We start from the raw sequence: 13,934 nt of genomic DNA on the forward strand, positions 1-13,934 counted from the left end.
CGTTCGAGAGGGTGAGTGAACGCTTACTCACCTCCTCATGATGGCTGATGTCGACACGAAGGGAGATCCCCATGGACGCGTCGGAGGTGGGTGTCGGACCTCGCCGCCACCGGGTCGAGCGGCGTCGCGCTGGTGATGGCGGTGCTCTGGTGAGGGGTCGGCTCGTTCCCCTCGCGGCGGTGGCGGTGGTCCTCGTCGAAGTGCTGGCGTTCCTGGGCGACCTCGGCAGTGATCCCGTCGCCTTCGGCCAGGGATGGGGGCCGACGCGCGCGGGGGGGACTCGCCGCCTGGTTCCTGCTCGCCGCGGTCTGCCTGCAGATGCTCGGGCTGCCTCGATGGCCCGCTACGGCCGCATGGATCAGCACCACGGCATACGGGGTCGCCGTCGTCACCGACCACGCGTTCGGTCTCACGCTTCCGCCCATGCTGGCGATCCTCGTACTGGCCGCCCGACGTCGGCGGGCTCCGGCCTGGCTGCTGGCCATGGTGGCCCTGGCCGCCACGCTCCTCTGGGTCCACCGTCGCGCCGTCGGCATCATCGATCCTGAGATCGGCGTGCTCGTCTGGATCTCCTTCGGCGTGGTGAGTGCCATGTTCTTCCTGGGATCCGCGCTGGTCGGTGAACTGATCGCCGCGCACAGCTCGCGTCCGGCTGAGGGTCCTTCTCCTGTGCTCAGCCCATCGGATGGACCGTGACGCCCAGGGCATGGGTGACGCCCTCGACGCCGGAGGCCGCCCCGACCTCCGCCGTGAATCCCTCCAGCATGCCGCGCACGTCGAACTCTCCGCCCAGGGCGGCCAGGTACTGCTCATGGGCCTCCAGGGAGGCGACGCCCTTCTCCAGGGGCTCTCCGGTGACATCCACCAGGTGCGTGGGCTCCCCGCCGACCACGACCAGTTCCTTCGCGCCCCAAGGTTCCAGGCGTTCCTGCTCCAGCAGCTCACGGAACACCCAGGGGTTGTCGGCGTCACGCACGGCGTCCACCGTCGCGATGCCGGCGGCCCGGTGATCGGCATGATTCAGTCCCCAGCCGACCTCAAGCTCCCAGGGCTGGGTGACGACGACGTCGGGCCGCACCTGCCGGATCCGGCGGGCGATCTGCCTCCGGGTCTCCAGGTCCGCCTGCAGCATGCCGTCGGGCAGGTCCAGGATCACCAGGTCCTCGACTCCCACAATCGCGCAGGCCCGCCGCTGCTCCTCGGCCCGCAGCTCGGCGACCTCCTCCGGGTCCCGGTCCCGCATCCCGGCCTCTCCAGCGGTGAGCAGCAGATAGGAGACCTTCACCCCGCGGGCCGTCCAGCGGGCGACCGCAGCCGAGGCCCCGTACTCGAGGTCGTCCGGGTGGGCGACCACGCACAGCACATGGCTCAGTGAGGCGTCGTCGTAGAACGGCAGGGCTCTCTCTGCAGCGGTGTCCATGCGGGTCAGCGTAGTCAGCAGCGCCGGCGTGGTCACCGGTGCCCGGCCGCGGGGGCCGAGCAGGTCGGCCGAGCGCCGTCCGAGACGCGTGATCAGGTGGCCAGCAGCCCGACCCCGAGAGTGGCCAGGCCGGCGACCAGGAAGCCCGCACCGATCCACAGCAGCACGATCAGCCGGTTCGGCTCGGTGCGGCCCGGGCCCAGGACCGAGAGGAAGAATCCGGCCGGCATCAGGATCGCGGAGATGAGCACGCCGGTCCGGGCCAGCCACTGCCAGGCGCCCGTGAGTCCGGTGGCCTCCGTGAGCAGCAGGCAGATCAGCCCCAGCATGATCAGGCTGGCGGCATGGGCGTGCCCTGCTCGGAAGAAGGAGACCTGCAGCTCGGTGGCGGGGACCTGCCCGCGGACCACCTTGGTGAGGAAATGGCCGCCGGTGGTCACTGTGATCGCCGCGAGGATGACGATGCCGGCGGTGGTCTGTGCGGCGGGGGAGAGCTCGAGCATGGTCGACTCCGATCGGGAGGCTGCGCTGGGTCGGGCGTGAGGGCCCGTCAGTTTCATGACACTGTTATATAACGCTGTGAGAAAACCTGGTGTCAAGGGTAGACTCCTGCCATGGCCCGGCCCCGCACCCACGATGAGACCGTCAGGACCCGCCTGCTGGAGGAAGCCTCCCAAGTCATCGCCGATTCCGGAGCCCAGGGGCTCTCGCTGCGATCCGTGGCCCGGTCGTCCCACACCACCACCGCCGCGGTCTATTCCCTCTTCGGCGGACGCGAGGCGCTCATCCAGGCCGTGGTGGAGGAGGGCTTCCGCCGCTTCGGCGCCGTGCTCGCCGCCGTCGAGCACACCGACGATCCCGGGGCGGACCTGCTGGCCCTCGGGATGGCCTACCGGGAGTTCGCCCTGGCAGACCCGCACTTCTACCGGGTCATGTTCGAGTCCCTCGGCGACGGTCTCTCCCGCCCCGAGACGCCGGCCTCCCCGACGTTCCAGGTGCTGCGCGCCGCGGTCGCCCGCGCCATGGGCCTGCCGCAGGACGACTCCCGTGAGCCGGGTTCCAGCCCAGATCTGGACCCCGCCGGGCGCGCTGCCCTGCGGCTCTGGGCGCTGGCCCACGGGCTGATCAGCCTGGAGCTCACCGGCCTCGTGCCCGGGGACGCGGACGCCCGGCGTCGTGACTATGCGGCCACGCTGCGCGCCGCCCGCGGGCTGGTGGCCGGCTGAGCCGACCGCACGCGCAGCGCCACCACGGTGAACGCCGCCAGCGGGATCAGGTGCAGCAAGGCCAGTGCGGCCGCCGTGATCCCGTCATGGGCCACCGACGGCGGCACAGCACTGGTGGGGCCGACGATGACCAGCGCGGCGACCAGCAGCACGAGCAGGCCCCTGCGCGAGCGGCGCAGCAGGGCCACCAGGCCGATGCCGATCGCCAGCGGCACGGCGGTCTTCCACGCGACGTCGACCCACCGGAGCAGGTGGCCCGGCTCCTGTCCCAGAGGATCCAGCCGCAGGGAGGCACCCAGGGCCTGGGCGGCGAAGAACACACCGAGGTTCAGCAGCGTGGCGACCAGCACGACGACGGCGCCGAGGGTGAGCAGCGGGCGCCGGGGCTCTGAGCTTCGGCCGGACGTGGTGCTCATGATGACCTCCTTCAGGGGTGGGACGGCAGGTGGGTCCCGCCGCCTCACCCTTCAGGACGATCGGGCCGCGGCCGCTGTGACATCGGCGCCTCGCGCTGTGACATCGACGCCTCACGCTGGGACGCCCGAGCCTGCTGGAACTCCTCCTTGAGCCGCCAGATGTCGCTGACCGGCCCCAGATGACGCAGCTTGTCCGGGTTGCTCACGGCACGGATCATCTCCACTCCGTCCTCGGAGATCTCCAGGATGACCGCATTGACGATCTCGCCGTCCTCGGTCCGGGTGAGCAGGCCGGAGGAGCCGTTGATCTCCCGGGACTCCAGGCGCACTCCGATCGCGGCCATCGGCGCGCCGACCGAGGCCAGCAGGCGAGCGACCTTGTCCCGGCCGGACACCGGATGCGGCACCGACGGAGCCTTGCCGCCGCCGTCGCCGACCATGGTGACCTCCGCGGTGAGGAGATCCCGAAGACCCTCCAGATCACCATGTCGGAAGGCGGCGATGAACCGGCGGGTGAGCTCCTGCCGGGTCTGAGGGTCGGCGGCGTAGCGGGGGCGGGGCAAGGCCATATGCTTCCTGGCGCGGACGGCCAGCTGCCGGCAGGCCGCCTCGGAGCGTTCCACGGTCTCGGCGATGTCCGCATAGTCGAAGGAGAAGACCTCCCGCAGGACGTAGACCGCCCGCTCCAGCGGGCTCAGGCGTTCCAGCAGGAGCAGCGATGCCATGGAGATCGACTCGTCCCGCTCGGCCGCCGCGGCGGGGTCGTCGTCGTGATCGGTGAGGACAGGCTCCGGCAGCCAATGCCCCACATAGTGTTCGCGCTGGAGCCGGGAGGACCGCAGAACGTCCACGGCGAGCCGGGTGACCACAGTGGTCAGGAAGGCGCGCGGCGTCTCCACGACGGCGTCGGTGCGCGCATAGCGCAACCAGGCGTCCTGGAGGACGTCCTCCGCCTCGGCGGCGCTGCCGAGGATCCGGTAGGCCAGGGAGAACAGCAGTGGTCGGAGCTCGGTGAACTCCTCGGTGCGCTGGTGCTGCGTCCCCATGGGTCCTCCTCGTGTCGACGTGTTCTCAGGGGGCCCGGGTCGTCTGCGCGGCGGGGTCAGAGCTCTCCGCAGCCTCGAGGGGGAGGCGCCAGACGGAGACGTGCTGCTCCGAGTCTGCGGTGAACTCCGCGCCGTGCCAGTCGGCGGTGCGTCGTTCCAGCTCCATCCCGGCCATCTGGGCCATCAGGTCCAGCTCGGCGGGCCAGGCGTAGCGCTGTTCGCTGCGGCCCTGCTCGCCGCGCCGAGGCCAGTGGTGGTAGGAGGTCAGCCGCTGGGTGACCGGGTCGATGACGTCGAAGCCAGGTGTTCCTCAGAGACGTCGAAAGGGCAGGTCAGCTGGCCGGGAGGCAGTCGACGCAGCGGTGGGACGCCCAGCTCCACCACGAAGCGGCCGCCCGGCATCAGGTGGCGGGCCGCGTTGCGGAAGCAGGCGACCTGCTCCTGCTGGGTGAGCAGGTTCGAGATCGTGTTGTACACCAGGTACACCAGGCTGAACCGGCCCGGGACATGTGTGGTGGCCATGTCGCCCACGGTCACCGGGATCCTCTCGGCGCCGGCCTTGGCGCGCAGCTGCTCCACCATCGGCTCCGAGAGCTCGATGCCGTGGACCGGGACCCCACGGGCGGCCAGGGGAACGGCGACCCGCCCGCTCCCCACGGCGAACTCGAGAGCGGTGCCGCCGTCCGCCAGCTGTTCCAGCAGGTCGACGGCGGGCTCCACAGCCTCCGGCGTGCCCATCCACCCGAGCGTGTCGTCATAGCGTGCGGCGGTGTGCGTATCCCATCGCTGGCTGCTGGGACCAGGAGCGGCCTGGTCGGCTGACAGGGGAGGATGCGATGACGTCATGGACTGGAGCCTATCCGGGCGCCCCCGGACGCGGAACGTCTGGCGGCTCAGTCGGGCGCTGAAGGTGCGGGGCGGAGAGCGCCCCGGAGCACCCCGGAGCAGAACCGGAGCAGAACCGGAGCAGAGTCGGAGCGGGGGCGCTCCAGGATCGGTGGCACAGGCACACCACCGATCAGGAGGAGATCATGACCGTCACCGACCAGAGCACCCCGACCACCAGCCGAATCACGGACCAGGACGCCCCCGGGCTGCCGCGGCTGGCGGTGATCATCGGCAGCACCCGGCCGGACAGGTTCGCCCCCACGCCGGCCGGGTGGTTCGCGGCCGAAGCAGGGACCCACGGCCAGTTCGACGTCGACCTCATCGACCTGGCCGAGTTCGATCTGCCCGCCCAGCTGGGCGGCAACGACCCCGACGCCGCGGCTCCCGAGGACGTCAGGCGGCTGGGCGAACGACTGGCCCGCGCTGACGCCTTCGTGGTGGTCACCCCGACCTACAACCGCAGCTATCCGCCGGCCCTGAAGGCCGCCATCGACTGGTTCTACAGCGAATGGAGCCTCAAGCCCGTCGGCTTCGTCGCCTATGGAGGTCATTTCGGGGCGTTCCCGCCCATCGAACACCTGCGCGGCGTGTTCGTGGAGTTCCATGCGGTGCCGCTGCGCGATGCCGTGGTGCTGCAGGACTTCTGGGAGCGCTTCGACCATGACGGCCGCGCCGTCGACGCTGAACGGATGGGCCGCTGGGCGCATCGGATGCTGGACCAGCTGGGCTGGTGGGCGCTCTCCTTGGCGGAGTCGCGCCAGCGGCGGCCCTACCCGGAGGGGATCGCAGAATGAGCACCGCGGAGACGACAGCGGCTCGCGACGGCGGCGAGGCACCGGTCAGGGCCACGGCCCGCCAATGGGTGGGGCTCATCATCATGGTCATCCCCCTGTTCATGCTCGCCACCGATGTGACCGCCCTGTACTTGGCGATGCCGGCGATCACCGCCGATCTCGCCCCGGCGGGGTCCCAGTCCCTGTGGATCCTGCACATCGGCGAGTTCCTGACGGCGGCCACGATGATCACCTTCGGCCTGCTCACCCAGCGTGTGGGCCCCCGGCGGCTGCTGCTGGGGGCTGTGGCGGCCTACGGACTCGCCTCCCTGGTGGCGGCCTTCGCCGGAGAGGCAGAGACGCTGATCGGCGCCCGGGCGGCGCTCGGGATCGCGGCGGCGGCCTTCACCCCGGCGGGCCTGGTGCTCATCCGCACCACGTTCCGGGACGAGCGGCAGTACGGGGTGGCCTTCGCCCTGTTCATGGCCGCATTCGCCGGCGGCATGGCCGCAGGCCCCGCGGTCGGAGGGTTCATCCTGGAGCACTTCTGGTGGGGTGCGGTCTTTCTGATCAATGTGCCCATCGCGGGAGTGCTCGTGCTCTCTGGGCCGTTCTTGCTGCCCCGGAACCATGCTGACCCGACGGTGCGCCTCGACGTCGCCAGCGTGGCCCTCTCCGTGGCTGCCGTGCTGGCGCTGGTGTACGGGATGCAGGAGATGGCCGACGCCGGCCCGGCACCGGCGCCGATGCTCTCGGCCGCAGCCGGCCTGGTGCTGCTGGCGCTGTTCATCCGACGGCAACGCCGGGCCGCCCATCCGCTGCTGGACCTGGCCCTGTTCCGCAGCTGGACGTTCCGCACGCTGATCCTGGTGCTGTTCCTGCTCTGCCTGGGGGCCGGGTTCGTCGACATGCTCATGGCTCAGCATCTGCAGGTGGTCCGTGGGCTCAGCCCGTGGGACGCGGGGCTGGTGCTGCTGGGGCCCGCCGTGGCCGGCACGGTCGGCACGGCGGCGACTCCGCTGGTGGCCCGCCGCGGGCCCGGGCTCGCTGTGGTCCTCCTGCTCGTGGCCGGCCTGGTCGGTGTGGTGCTGGCCGTCCGTCTGCCGGCGGCCTCCGCACCGGAGGTGGCGGTCCTGCTGACAGTCATCGCCCTGCTGGTCTCCCCGCTGATGACGCTGCTCTCCCAGCGGATCATCGGGGCCGCACCCCTGGAGAAGACAGGTCCGGCCACGGCGGTGCAGGAGATCTCCGCGAGCCTCGGCGGCGCGAGCTCGATCGCGGTGTTGGGCTCCGGCGCGCTGTGGGTGCATCGCGGAGTGCTCCGTCAGGAGGTCTCCTCGGACGTGGAGCTCTCCGCGGTCGACGCCGCGGCGGAGACCTTCGGTGCGGGTCCCGCTGTGGCCGCCACGTTGCCCGCGGCAGAGGCTGAGGCGCTCACACAGGCGGCGGACGTCGGCCTGACCGTGGCGACCCAGGCGGGGTATGTGGTCTTCGGAGCGGTCCTCCTGCTCGGTGCGGCAGGTGTGCTGCTCTGGGGGCGACTGATGCGTGGCGACCACGTCGACAGGAGAGTGGACGACGGTCTGGGCGCCGGGGCGGAGGCCTCACGACCCGCTCAGGACGGACGGCTCGCTGAGGATGCGCCGGAGCCACCGTTCCGCGGTGGGTGAGACCGCGCTGTCCCGCAGCGCCGCCGCGCGAGCCTGGTCACCTTCGCGGGCCGCGAGCTCAGCCAGCCCGAGTGTGGCGAACCCGGCCTCGATGTCGGACCCGATGGTGCGCCCCAGCGCCAGGGAGCGGTCCAGGTGGCCGTGCGCTCCGGTGTGGTCGCCGGCGTCGAGGGCGTGGAGTCCTTGGATGGCCTCCCAGAAGCACTCCTCGCCGCGGGCGCCCAGCCGGCGTGACAGGTCCGTGGCTTCTCGGGCTGCGGCCGCGCTGACCTCCCGATCCCCGTCGCGCTCCGCCTGGATGTGACGCATCCCGAGGACCTGCGTGAGCCCGTAGTCGTCCCCGTGCTCCCGCAGGATCTGCTCGGCATCATGCCCGTCCGGCATGCCGACGGCCGGTTCGCCGGCGTCGAGGAGGAACCAGTCCCGCTGGGTGGAGGCGAAGGCGGCCGCGGGCAGGTCGCCGAGCGCGACGAGCCCCTCCACCGCCTCTCCCGCCACCTGCCGCCCCTGGGCACGGGACTCGGGCACGACCAGCAGCGGGGTGGCCGCGAACCATTGGACCTGCAGCCGGGATCGCTGCGCTCTGTGGCTCGGGCCCCCCGGAGAGCTCTCGGTGCGGGCACGGAGACGGTCCAGGGCCTCGAGGATGTCCGCGGTGCTCTCGCCGGGGCTGCCGGACAGCACCGCGATGAGGACCTGCACCTGGGCGTGGGCCCCGTCGTGAGGTCCTGGGCAGGCCGCCGCCTGCCGCAGCTCGTCGAGCAGGCCTGCGGTCTCCCCGGTGATCCATCGGTGCCAGAACCAGGCGAGGATGAGGTCGACGGCGGCGGCTCCGTCCTGGACGGCCACGGCCTCCGCGAAGGCGTGGCGCAGATGGGCCCGTTCGGCGCGTATCCGGCGGACCCAGTCGCGGGCGTGGGCGGAGAACAGATAGTCCTGCGCGCAGGAGATCTCGGTGCGCCAGTGCTCCCGATGGAGGCGGGCGATGTGCTCGCGCTCGCCGGCCAGGCGCAGCTGCTCCGCCGCGTAAGCTCCCACCGACTCCAGCAGCCGGTAGCGCGTGCCGTGTTCGGTCGGTTCCGCCACCACCAGGCTGCGGTCCACCAGGCTCACCAGTGCGGGGACGACGGCCGCGCATCGCAGGGGTCCGTCCTGGCTGTCCGCGCAGACCGACTCGACGGTCTCCACCGTCCAGCTGACCGGATGGACCGCCAGCCTGCGCAGCAGGACCCGCTCCGGCTCGTCCAGCAGGGACCAGCTCCAGTCCAGCATGCCGCGGAGAGTCTGCTGGCGCCGTGGTGCCCCGCGTTCGGGGCGGCTCAGCAGGTCCAGCCTGTCGGTGAGACGGTCCAGCAGCCTCGTCGGGTCCAGGGCGGCGGTCTGGGCCGCGGCGAGCTCGAGGGCCAGGGGCAGACCGTCGAGGCGTCGGCACAGCTCGGCGACGACAGCCAGTGTGTGCGGGTCCTCCGGAAGGTCAGGGGTGACGGCCCGGGCCCGGTCGAGGAAGAACGTGACCGCGTCGTCGTCGGGTGCCTGTGCTGACAGCGGGGTCAGCGCCAGGCGCTGCTCACCGGGAAGCCCGAGCGGCTCTCGACTGGTGGCCAGGATCTTCAGCGCGTTCCCTGCGGAGAGCACGGCGTGGGCGAAGCGGGCGGCCTCATCGGCGACGTGTTCGCAGTTGTCGAGCAGCAGCAGGCCTCCGGTGGCCTGCAGGGCCGCCGTCAGCCGATCGAGGAGGTCCCGGCTCTCCTCGCGCAGCTGGGTGAGCCCGATGCTCTCGGCGACCAGCCGAGCGACCCGAGCGGGACCCGTGTCAGGGGGCGGGCAGGCGTCGAGCGAGCTGAGGTCGACGAACCACGCCGCGTCGCCGGACTTCTCGGAGAGCAGCTCGGCGGCACGCACCGCCAGGCGGGTCTTCCCCACGCCGCCGATCCCCAGGACGGTGACCAGCGGGCTCCGCGTGAGTCGCAGCTCCACCTCGCGGAGCTCGGGCATGCGGCCCAGGAAGGACGAGGCGAACACCGGCAGCCGTGGCGCCGGCGCGGCTTCCGGGCGGTGCGCCGCAGCGTCGGGTCGGTGGAACACAGAGTCATGATCCTGTGGACGGTCCTGCAGCCTGGGGTCCTGCTGAAGGATGCGCACGTGCAGGTGGGAGGTCTCCGGATCCGGGTCCGCTCCGAGCTCTTCGGCCAGGTGGCGTCGGTGCCGTTCGTAGACGCCCAGCGCGTCCGGGTGGCGATGGGCCCGATGCAGGGCCAGCATCAGGGCACGGGTCAGGCGGGCGCGCAGGGGGTGGTGCGCGGCCAGGGGCTCCAGCACGGTGACGGACTCCTGTGCCTGACCGACCTCGAGCAGCGCCTCTGCCAGCGATTCGGCGGCCTCCAGCCGCAGCTCGTGCAGCTGTCCGATCTCCGGGGCGAGCCAGGTGGCGTCCCGGAGCTCCGCATAGGGCTCACCGCGCCACAGCTGCAGGGCCGCACGCAGCAGCTCGGTCCGCTCGGCGAGGGCCTCCGATCCGCGGGCGCGGACGATCAGCTGCCTGAACTCCTCGGCATCGACCTCCACCTCAAGTTCCCTCTCGGGCTCCTGAGCACCTCCGGAGCCTCCCGCTGCGGGTGCCGGGGCGCTGGTGGAGAGCCTATGGCCGCCCGGCCCGCTGCTCAGCAGGGCTCGGCCCCCGGGTTCGGTCTCGTCCAGAGCCGACCGCAGCTGAGACAGCTTGGCCTGCAGCACACGGGTCGGGTGGGCCGGGAGGTCCCCGCCCCAGACGCGATCGATCAGGGTGTCAGCAGGCACGGCGTCACTCAGGTCCACGGCGAGAGCGGCCAGGACGGCGCGGACCTTGCGCTCGCGGACCTCCACCGCCTGACCTGTGGAGGTCCGCAGCCGGATGGGGCCCAGGACCTCGATCTTCATGCGCCCCAGTCTAGGTCCGCCCCGGGTTCCAGCTGCTGCATTCCGTGGACGCATCACCTCAGCCCCAGGCATCCGCCGGCGGCCCGGCTCGTGCGCTGCCGACAGCCTCCCACCCGCCGCCGGCAGAGCCCGGGGGCTCCGCGGCCCCGCCCGAGCAGCTTCGGCAGGACCGGGACCACCACCTCCACCACGGCCTCGGTGCCGTGGTCTCCGGTGATCACGCAGTGCCGCAGCATCACGCCATTCCGGGTGGCGACGTCGTCGGCCACGGTGCACGGGTCCCCGGTGGTGAGGCCCCGGGCGGAATCTGCTGCGGCGAGGGCGGCGAGATCTGCCCCGCGGGCGGCCTGGGCGGCCGCCACAGCCGCAGAGCCGACCACATGGACCACCCCGATGAGCATCATCAGGGCAGCGATCGCCGCCAGGGTCAGCACCGTCCCGGAGCCACGCTCCTCCTGGTGGGCGATCATGGCGGCCCACCCGGAGGCGCGCCGCCCAGGGAGGGCTGCTCCACGCGGGCCGAGGCGTCAGCGGTCTGCTCAGCGGAGAGCTCCACGAGTCCGAGGAGCCGCACCGGGCGGACGAGCCTCACCCGGGCATGCTCGCCGTCGCGGGAGATGCTGACCTGCACGGACTCGCCTGCCACCCGCTGGACGACCTCCCGTGCCGAGGCTTCGGTCTCACCCCGGGCCAGTTCCCGAGCGGCCGCGCGGGCGCCCTCTTCGAGGGTCACCTGCGCGGCGCGTGCATGCCCAGCCCGAGGAGCAGCGTGAGGATCAGGACGGCGGCTGGGAGCGCGGCCGCGAACTCCCCGCTCACCGCACCGCCGTCGTCGTGGATCCCCGGGGCTCGGCCCCTGGGTCGGCTCCTGGGCCGGCCCACGTCGTCCTCCACTCTCATCGGCTGCACCTCTGGCTGCCTGATCAGAGGGTGAGGGCCCGCTGGACGATGCCGGCGAGCATCTCCCGAACCTCGCCGGAGGACAGCACCGCCACCAGCAGCCCGGCGAAGCCGACGGCGGCCAGCATGACGATGCCGTATTCGGCAGTGGCGAGACCGTCCTCCTCCTGATGGAGCTCTCGGAGAAGCTCCTCCATGCCGGAGTCTCGGCGGCCCGCCGGCGGGCGGTCCTGTGAGGGGAGCATCGTGAGTGACGCCATGGTGATCAGTCCTTCCAGATCCTGCGGTTCGATGGCTCCGCCCGGGGCCGGGCGGTCCTTCGATCCTGGTCCCCGGGGGACGGGGGCAGAAGGGCGAGCCCGTGCCCTGTGGACAGCCCCGCGTGTCCCACGTCTCGTCGTGCAGCTGTGGAGGAGCTCCGGACCCCGCCGACGGTGCGAGCCAGAGCCCGGCTGGGGGCTGTGACCCACACGCCATCTGTGACGCCGCGCGACGACGGCGTACCCGCCCACATGACGGAATCCTTCAGCCTCCGCTAGGCTGAAGGATGCTTCACGAGCAGTGACCCGGGGCCCGCGCCCCGACCGATCCACCGAAGGTCACTCACCAACCCCATGTTCACGGGTGGTCAGGATCGACAGAAGCGGCCCGTTCTCGCTGGTCCCCAGCACTGGATGGAACGGGCAAGAGCAGCGACGAAAGGATCGATGAGGCCGGCACAGCCAGGTGCCCTGCCCCACTGACACTCCATCTCACCCCGCGCCGCCGAGGGCCCACGACCTGCGCCCCGCGACGCTCCCATGCCCAGACCTGTGCCCGGCCCCGCGCCGGGCCGCCGTGCAGGAGCCACGCCTCACAAGGGCGCCTGCCCACACCCAGAATCCATGGAGTCCGCATGATCGAACTGACAGACGTCAGCAAGGTCTACCCCGGCGGGGTGACCGCGCTCGACTCGGTGAACCTCACCATCCCCGACGGGGAGATCCACGGCATCGTCGGCCGCTCCGGCGCCGGCAAGTCCACCCTCATCCGCTGTCTGACCGGGCTTGACCCGGCGACCTCGGGCAGCATCAGCGTGGACGGCGTGGATCTCGGCCAGGCCCGCGGCGCCGCGCTCATGAAGGCGCGCCGCAGCATCGGCATGGTCTTCCAGCATCACAACCTGCTGGACTCCCGCACCGCGGAGAAGAACATCTCCCACCCGTTGGAGATCGCCGGGGTGCCGGCCAAGGAGCGGAAGCGCCGCGTCGAGGAGCTGCTGGAGCTGGTCGGCCTGACCGACCGTCGTCGCAACCACCCCTCCCAGCTCTCCGGCGGGCAGCGCCAGCGCGTCGGCATCGCCCGCGCGCTGGCGGCCGAGCCGCGGGTGCTGCTGTGCGACGAGCCCACCTCCGCCCTGGACTCCGGCACCACGCGGCAGATCCTGGAGCTGATCCGCCGGCTGCGGGACCGGCTGGGCATCACCGTCATCATCATCACCCATGAGATGTCCGTGGTCCGCGAGATCTGCGACTCCGTCTCCCTGCTCTCCGAGGGTCGCATCGAGCGCTCCGGCGCCCTGCTGGACGTCATCCAGGACACCGGCTCCCCGCTGTCGAAGGAGCTCATCTCTCTTCCTCCGACGGCGGCGCTGCGGCCCGGCGACACCCTGGTGGAGGCGCTGATGGCCGAGAGCAGCCAGTTGGCCGACGTCGGCCAGCTGTTCTCCCTGCTGTCCTCCCAAGGGCTCGACGCCCGTGTCGAAGCCGGCACCATCGAGACCATCCAGGGCCGTCAGGTCGGCCGTCTGCACATCAAGCCGACCACCCGCGCCGAGGCCGAGCAGATCGCGGCGGTGCTGCGTGACCACGGCATCCACGCCGAGCTGACCACCGGCGCCGAGGTGGAGGCTGAGCGGGCTGCGCATGAAGAGGACGACGCCCGCGCCGAGCAGCAGGAGGAGAACCAGTGAGCATCACCGCATCCGGTCTCGCCGCCGCGACCCCGCTGGCCTCGGGGCGTTTCCTGGACAACCCCGTCTTCCACAACCAACTGCCGGACGCCGTCCTGGAGACGATCTTCATGACGGCGGCCACGGCCGTCATCGTGGCGATCTTCGGTCTGCCGCTGGGCATCCTGCTGCACAACCTGGGCCCCAAGGGGCTCTCCCCGAACTCCCCTGTCTACCGAGTGGTCTCCCTGGTCGTGGACATCGGCCGGTCCATCCCGTTCATCGTGCTGATGATCTCGCTCATCCCCTTCACCCGGTTCATGGTGGGCACCGCGCTGGGCTGGCAGGCTGCCGTCGTGCCGCTGTCCATCGGGGCGATCCCGTTCTTCGCGCGCCTGGTGGAGAACGCGCTGCGCGAAGTCTCCTCCGGGAAGGTGGAGGCCGTGAAGATGATGGGCGCCTCCTCAGGGCACATCATGCGCCAGGTGCAGGTCCGTGAGGGCCTGCCGGGCATCGTGGGCGGCTTCACCGTCACCGTGGTGGCGCTGATCAGCTACACGGCCATGGCCGGCGCGATCGGCGGCGGCGGACTCGGGGCGCTGGCCTACAACTACGGCTATCAGCGGTACCAGGGCGACACGATGCTCGCCTGCGTGATCCTGCTGGTGATCATCGTCGCCGTCGTCCAATGGGTCGGCGACCGTGTCGCCCGCGGGATCGACCACCGCTGACCAGCTTCGTCATCACTG

17 protein-coding genes are annotated in these 13,934 nt (G+C 71.5%); 6 read left to right on the plus strand and 11 right to left on the minus strand.

The features are described from left to right. The first annotated feature begins 423 nt into the window (after positions 1–423). Complete coding sequence (locus BCY76_RS04455) at positions 424–696, plus strand: hypothetical protein (RefSeq protein ID WP_170922585.1); 273 nt, start codon at positions 424–426, stop codon at positions 694–696. Here BCY76_RS04455 and BCY76_RS04460 read toward each other — a convergent pair. Both BCY76_RS04460 and BCY76_RS04465 read right to left on the minus strand, forming a co-directional pair. After that, positions 674–1,420 (minus strand): PIG-L deacetylase family protein, encoded by a 747-nt coding sequence (locus BCY76_RS04460; RefSeq protein WP_070160124.1) that lies wholly within the window; start codon positions 1,418–1,420, stop codon positions 674–676. The two genes, BCY76_RS04455 and BCY76_RS04460, sit on opposite strands and share 23 nt — an antisense overlap. A gap of 92 nt (positions 1,421–1,512) precedes the next feature. After that, complete coding sequence (locus BCY76_RS04465) at positions 1,513–1,923, minus strand: hypothetical protein (RefSeq protein WP_070160125.1); 411 nt, start codon at positions 1,921–1,923, stop codon at positions 1,513–1,515. A gap of 111 nt (positions 1,924–2,034) precedes the next feature. Here BCY76_RS04465 and BCY76_RS04470 point away from each other — a divergent pair, with 111 nt between their 5' ends. Next, positions 2,035–2,646 (plus strand): TetR/AcrR family transcriptional regulator, encoded by a 612-nt coding sequence (locus tag BCY76_RS04470; protein ID WP_085437231.1) that lies wholly within the window; start codon positions 2,035–2,037, stop codon positions 2,644–2,646. Here BCY76_RS04470 and BCY76_RS04475 read toward each other — a convergent pair. The 4 genes from BCY76_RS04475 to BCY76_RS20255 all read right to left on the minus strand — a co-directional run bounded on the left by BCY76_RS04475 (position 2,601) and on the right by BCY76_RS20255 (position 4,846). After that, on the minus strand, positions 2,601–3,062 hold the full coding sequence (locus tag BCY76_RS04475; RefSeq protein WP_085437233.1) for a DUF6069 family protein: 462 nt from the start codon (positions 3,060–3,062) through the stop codon (positions 2,601–2,603). The genes BCY76_RS04470 and BCY76_RS04475 overlap by 46 nt on opposite strands. A 44-nt stretch (positions 3,063–3,106) precedes the next feature. Next, the gene (locus BCY76_RS04480) at positions 3,107–4,108 is read right to left on the minus strand and encodes an RNA polymerase sigma-70 factor (protein ID WP_070159112.1); all 1,002 of its coding nucleotides are present in this window, start codon (positions 4,106–4,108) and stop codon (positions 3,107–3,109) included. A gap of 25 nt (positions 4,109–4,133) precedes the next feature. Beyond that, positions 4,134–4,292, minus strand: coding sequence for a hypothetical protein (locus BCY76_RS20250; protein ID WP_336581931.1), 159 nt, complete (start codon positions 4,290–4,292; stop codon positions 4,134–4,136). 80 nt (positions 4,293–4,372) lie between these two features. Continuing rightward, positions 4,373–4,846: a class I SAM-dependent methyltransferase gene (locus BCY76_RS20255; protein WP_336581932.1), complete on the minus strand. Its 474-nt coding sequence runs from the start codon at positions 4,844–4,846 to the stop codon at positions 4,373–4,375. Between the two features lie 293 nt (positions 4,847–5,139). On the opposite strand from BCY76_RS20255, the gene BCY76_RS04490 reads away from it, so the two are divergent. Both BCY76_RS04490 and BCY76_RS04495 read left to right on the plus strand, forming a co-directional pair. After that, a complete protein-coding gene (locus BCY76_RS04490) occupies positions 5,140–5,790 on the plus strand; it encodes an NADPH-dependent FMN reductase (protein WP_083277355.1) in 651 nt (216 codons plus the stop codon). Then, the gene (locus BCY76_RS04495; RefSeq protein WP_085437235.1) at positions 5,787–7,439 is read left to right on the plus strand and encodes an MFS transporter; all 1,653 of its coding nucleotides are present in this window, start codon (positions 5,787–5,789) and stop codon (positions 7,437–7,439) included. The genes BCY76_RS04490 and BCY76_RS04495 overlap by 4 nt, the downstream gene beginning before the upstream one ends. On the opposite strand, the gene BCY76_RS04500 is transcribed toward BCY76_RS04495, so the two are convergent. The 5 genes from BCY76_RS04500 to BCY76_RS04515 are packed head-to-tail and all read right to left on the minus strand — an operon-like array spanning position 7,374 to position 11,515. Then, on the minus strand, positions 7,374–10,355 hold the full coding sequence (locus BCY76_RS04500) for an AfsR/SARP family transcriptional regulator (protein WP_170922586.1): 2,982 nt from the start codon (positions 10,353–10,355) through the stop codon (positions 7,374–7,376). The genes BCY76_RS04495 and BCY76_RS04500 overlap by 66 nt on opposite strands. 53 nt (positions 10,356–10,408) lie before the next feature. Further along, positions 10,409–10,825: an Rv3654c family TadE-like protein gene (locus tag BCY76_RS04505; RefSeq protein WP_085437239.1), complete on the minus strand. Its 417-nt coding sequence runs from the start codon at positions 10,823–10,825 to the stop codon at positions 10,409–10,411. Next, complete coding sequence (locus BCY76_RS04510) at positions 10,822–11,088, minus strand: hypothetical protein (protein WP_083277211.1); 267 nt, start codon at positions 11,086–11,088, stop codon at positions 10,822–10,824. The genes BCY76_RS04505 and BCY76_RS04510 overlap by 4 nt, the downstream gene beginning before the upstream one ends. Then, positions 11,085–11,255 (minus strand): hypothetical protein, encoded by a 171-nt coding sequence (locus BCY76_RS17955; protein ID WP_170922587.1) that lies wholly within the window; start codon positions 11,253–11,255, stop codon positions 11,085–11,087. The genes BCY76_RS04510 and BCY76_RS17955 overlap by 4 nt, the downstream gene beginning before the upstream one ends. 23 nt (positions 11,256–11,278) lie before the next feature. Next, complete coding sequence (locus BCY76_RS04515) at positions 11,279–11,515, minus strand: DUF4244 domain-containing protein (protein ID WP_083277212.1); 237 nt, start codon at positions 11,513–11,515, stop codon at positions 11,279–11,281. Positions 11,516–12,150: 635 nt separating this feature from the next. On the opposite strand from BCY76_RS04515, the gene BCY76_RS04520 reads away from it, so the two are divergent. Both BCY76_RS04520 and BCY76_RS04525 read left to right on the plus strand, forming a co-directional pair. Then, positions 12,151–13,206, plus strand: a complete 1,056-nt coding sequence (locus BCY76_RS04520) for a methionine ABC transporter ATP-binding protein (protein ID WP_070158484.1) — start codon at positions 12,151–12,153, stop codon at positions 13,204–13,206. A gap of 2 nt (positions 13,207–13,208) precedes the next feature. Beyond that, on the plus strand, positions 13,209–13,916 hold the full coding sequence (locus tag BCY76_RS04525; RefSeq protein WP_442935344.1) for a methionine ABC transporter permease: 708 nt from the start codon (positions 13,209–13,211) through the stop codon (positions 13,914–13,916). Positions 13,917–13,934 lie beyond the last annotated feature (18 nt).

This window comes from Nesterenkonia sp. PF2B19 (assembly GCF_001758425.2).
Lineage (GTDB): Bacteria > Actinomycetota > Actinomycetes > Actinomycetales > Micrococcaceae > Nesterenkonia > Nesterenkonia aethiopica.

Excerpts from the sequence above, each read along its gene's own strand:
- BCY76_RS04455 (WP_170922585.1), top strand. The coding sequence starts at position 424 with ATGCTGGCGATCCTCGTACTGGCCGCCCGACGTCGGCGGGCTCCGGCC.
- BCY76_RS04460 (WP_070160124.1), bottom strand. The coding sequence starts at position 1,420 with ATGGACACCGCTGCAGAGAGAGCCCTGCCGTTCTACGACGACGCCTCA.
- BCY76_RS04465 (WP_070160125.1), bottom strand. The coding sequence starts at position 1,923 with ATGCTCGAGCTCTCCCCCGCCGCACAGACCACCGCCGGCATCGTCATC.
- BCY76_RS04470 (WP_085437231.1), top strand. The coding sequence starts at position 2,035 with ATGGCCCGGCCCCGCACCCACGATGAGACCGTCAGGACCCGCCTGCTG.
- BCY76_RS04475 (WP_085437233.1), bottom strand. The coding sequence starts at position 3,062 with ATGAGCACCACGTCCGGCCGAAGCTCAGAGCCCCGGCGCCCGCTGCTC.
- BCY76_RS04480 (WP_070159112.1), bottom strand. The coding sequence starts at position 4,108 with ATGGGGACGCAGCACCAGCGCACCGAGGAGTTCACCGAGCTCCGACCA.
- BCY76_RS20250 (WP_336581931.1), bottom strand. The coding sequence starts at position 4,292 with ATGGCCCAGATGGCCGGGATGGAGCTGGAACGACGCACCGCCGACTGG.
- BCY76_RS20255 (WP_336581932.1), bottom strand. The coding sequence starts at position 4,846 with ATGGGCACGCCGGAGGCTGTGGAGCCCGCCGTCGACCTGCTGGAACAG.
- BCY76_RS04490 (WP_083277355.1), top strand. The coding sequence starts at position 5,140 with ATGACCGTCACCGACCAGAGCACCCCGACCACCAGCCGAATCACGGAC.
- BCY76_RS04495 (WP_085437235.1), top strand. The coding sequence starts at position 5,787 with ATGAGCACCGCGGAGACGACAGCGGCTCGCGACGGCGGCGAGGCACCG.
- BCY76_RS04500 (WP_170922586.1), bottom strand. The coding sequence starts at position 10,355 with ATGAAGATCGAGGTCCTGGGCCCCATCCGGCTGCGGACCTCCACAGGT.
- BCY76_RS04505 (WP_085437239.1), bottom strand. The coding sequence starts at position 10,825 with ATGATCGCCCACCAGGAGGAGCGTGGCTCCGGGACGGTGCTGACCCTG.
- BCY76_RS17955 (WP_170922587.1), bottom strand. The coding sequence starts at position 11,255 with ATGAGAGTGGAGGACGACGTGGGCCGGCCCAGGAGCCGACCCAGGGGC.
- BCY76_RS04515 (WP_083277212.1), bottom strand. The coding sequence starts at position 11,515 with ATGGCGTCACTCACGATGCTCCCCTCACAGGACCGCCCGCCGGCGGGC.
- BCY76_RS04520 (WP_070158484.1), top strand. The coding sequence starts at position 12,151 with ATGATCGAACTGACAGACGTCAGCAAGGTCTACCCCGGCGGGGTGACC.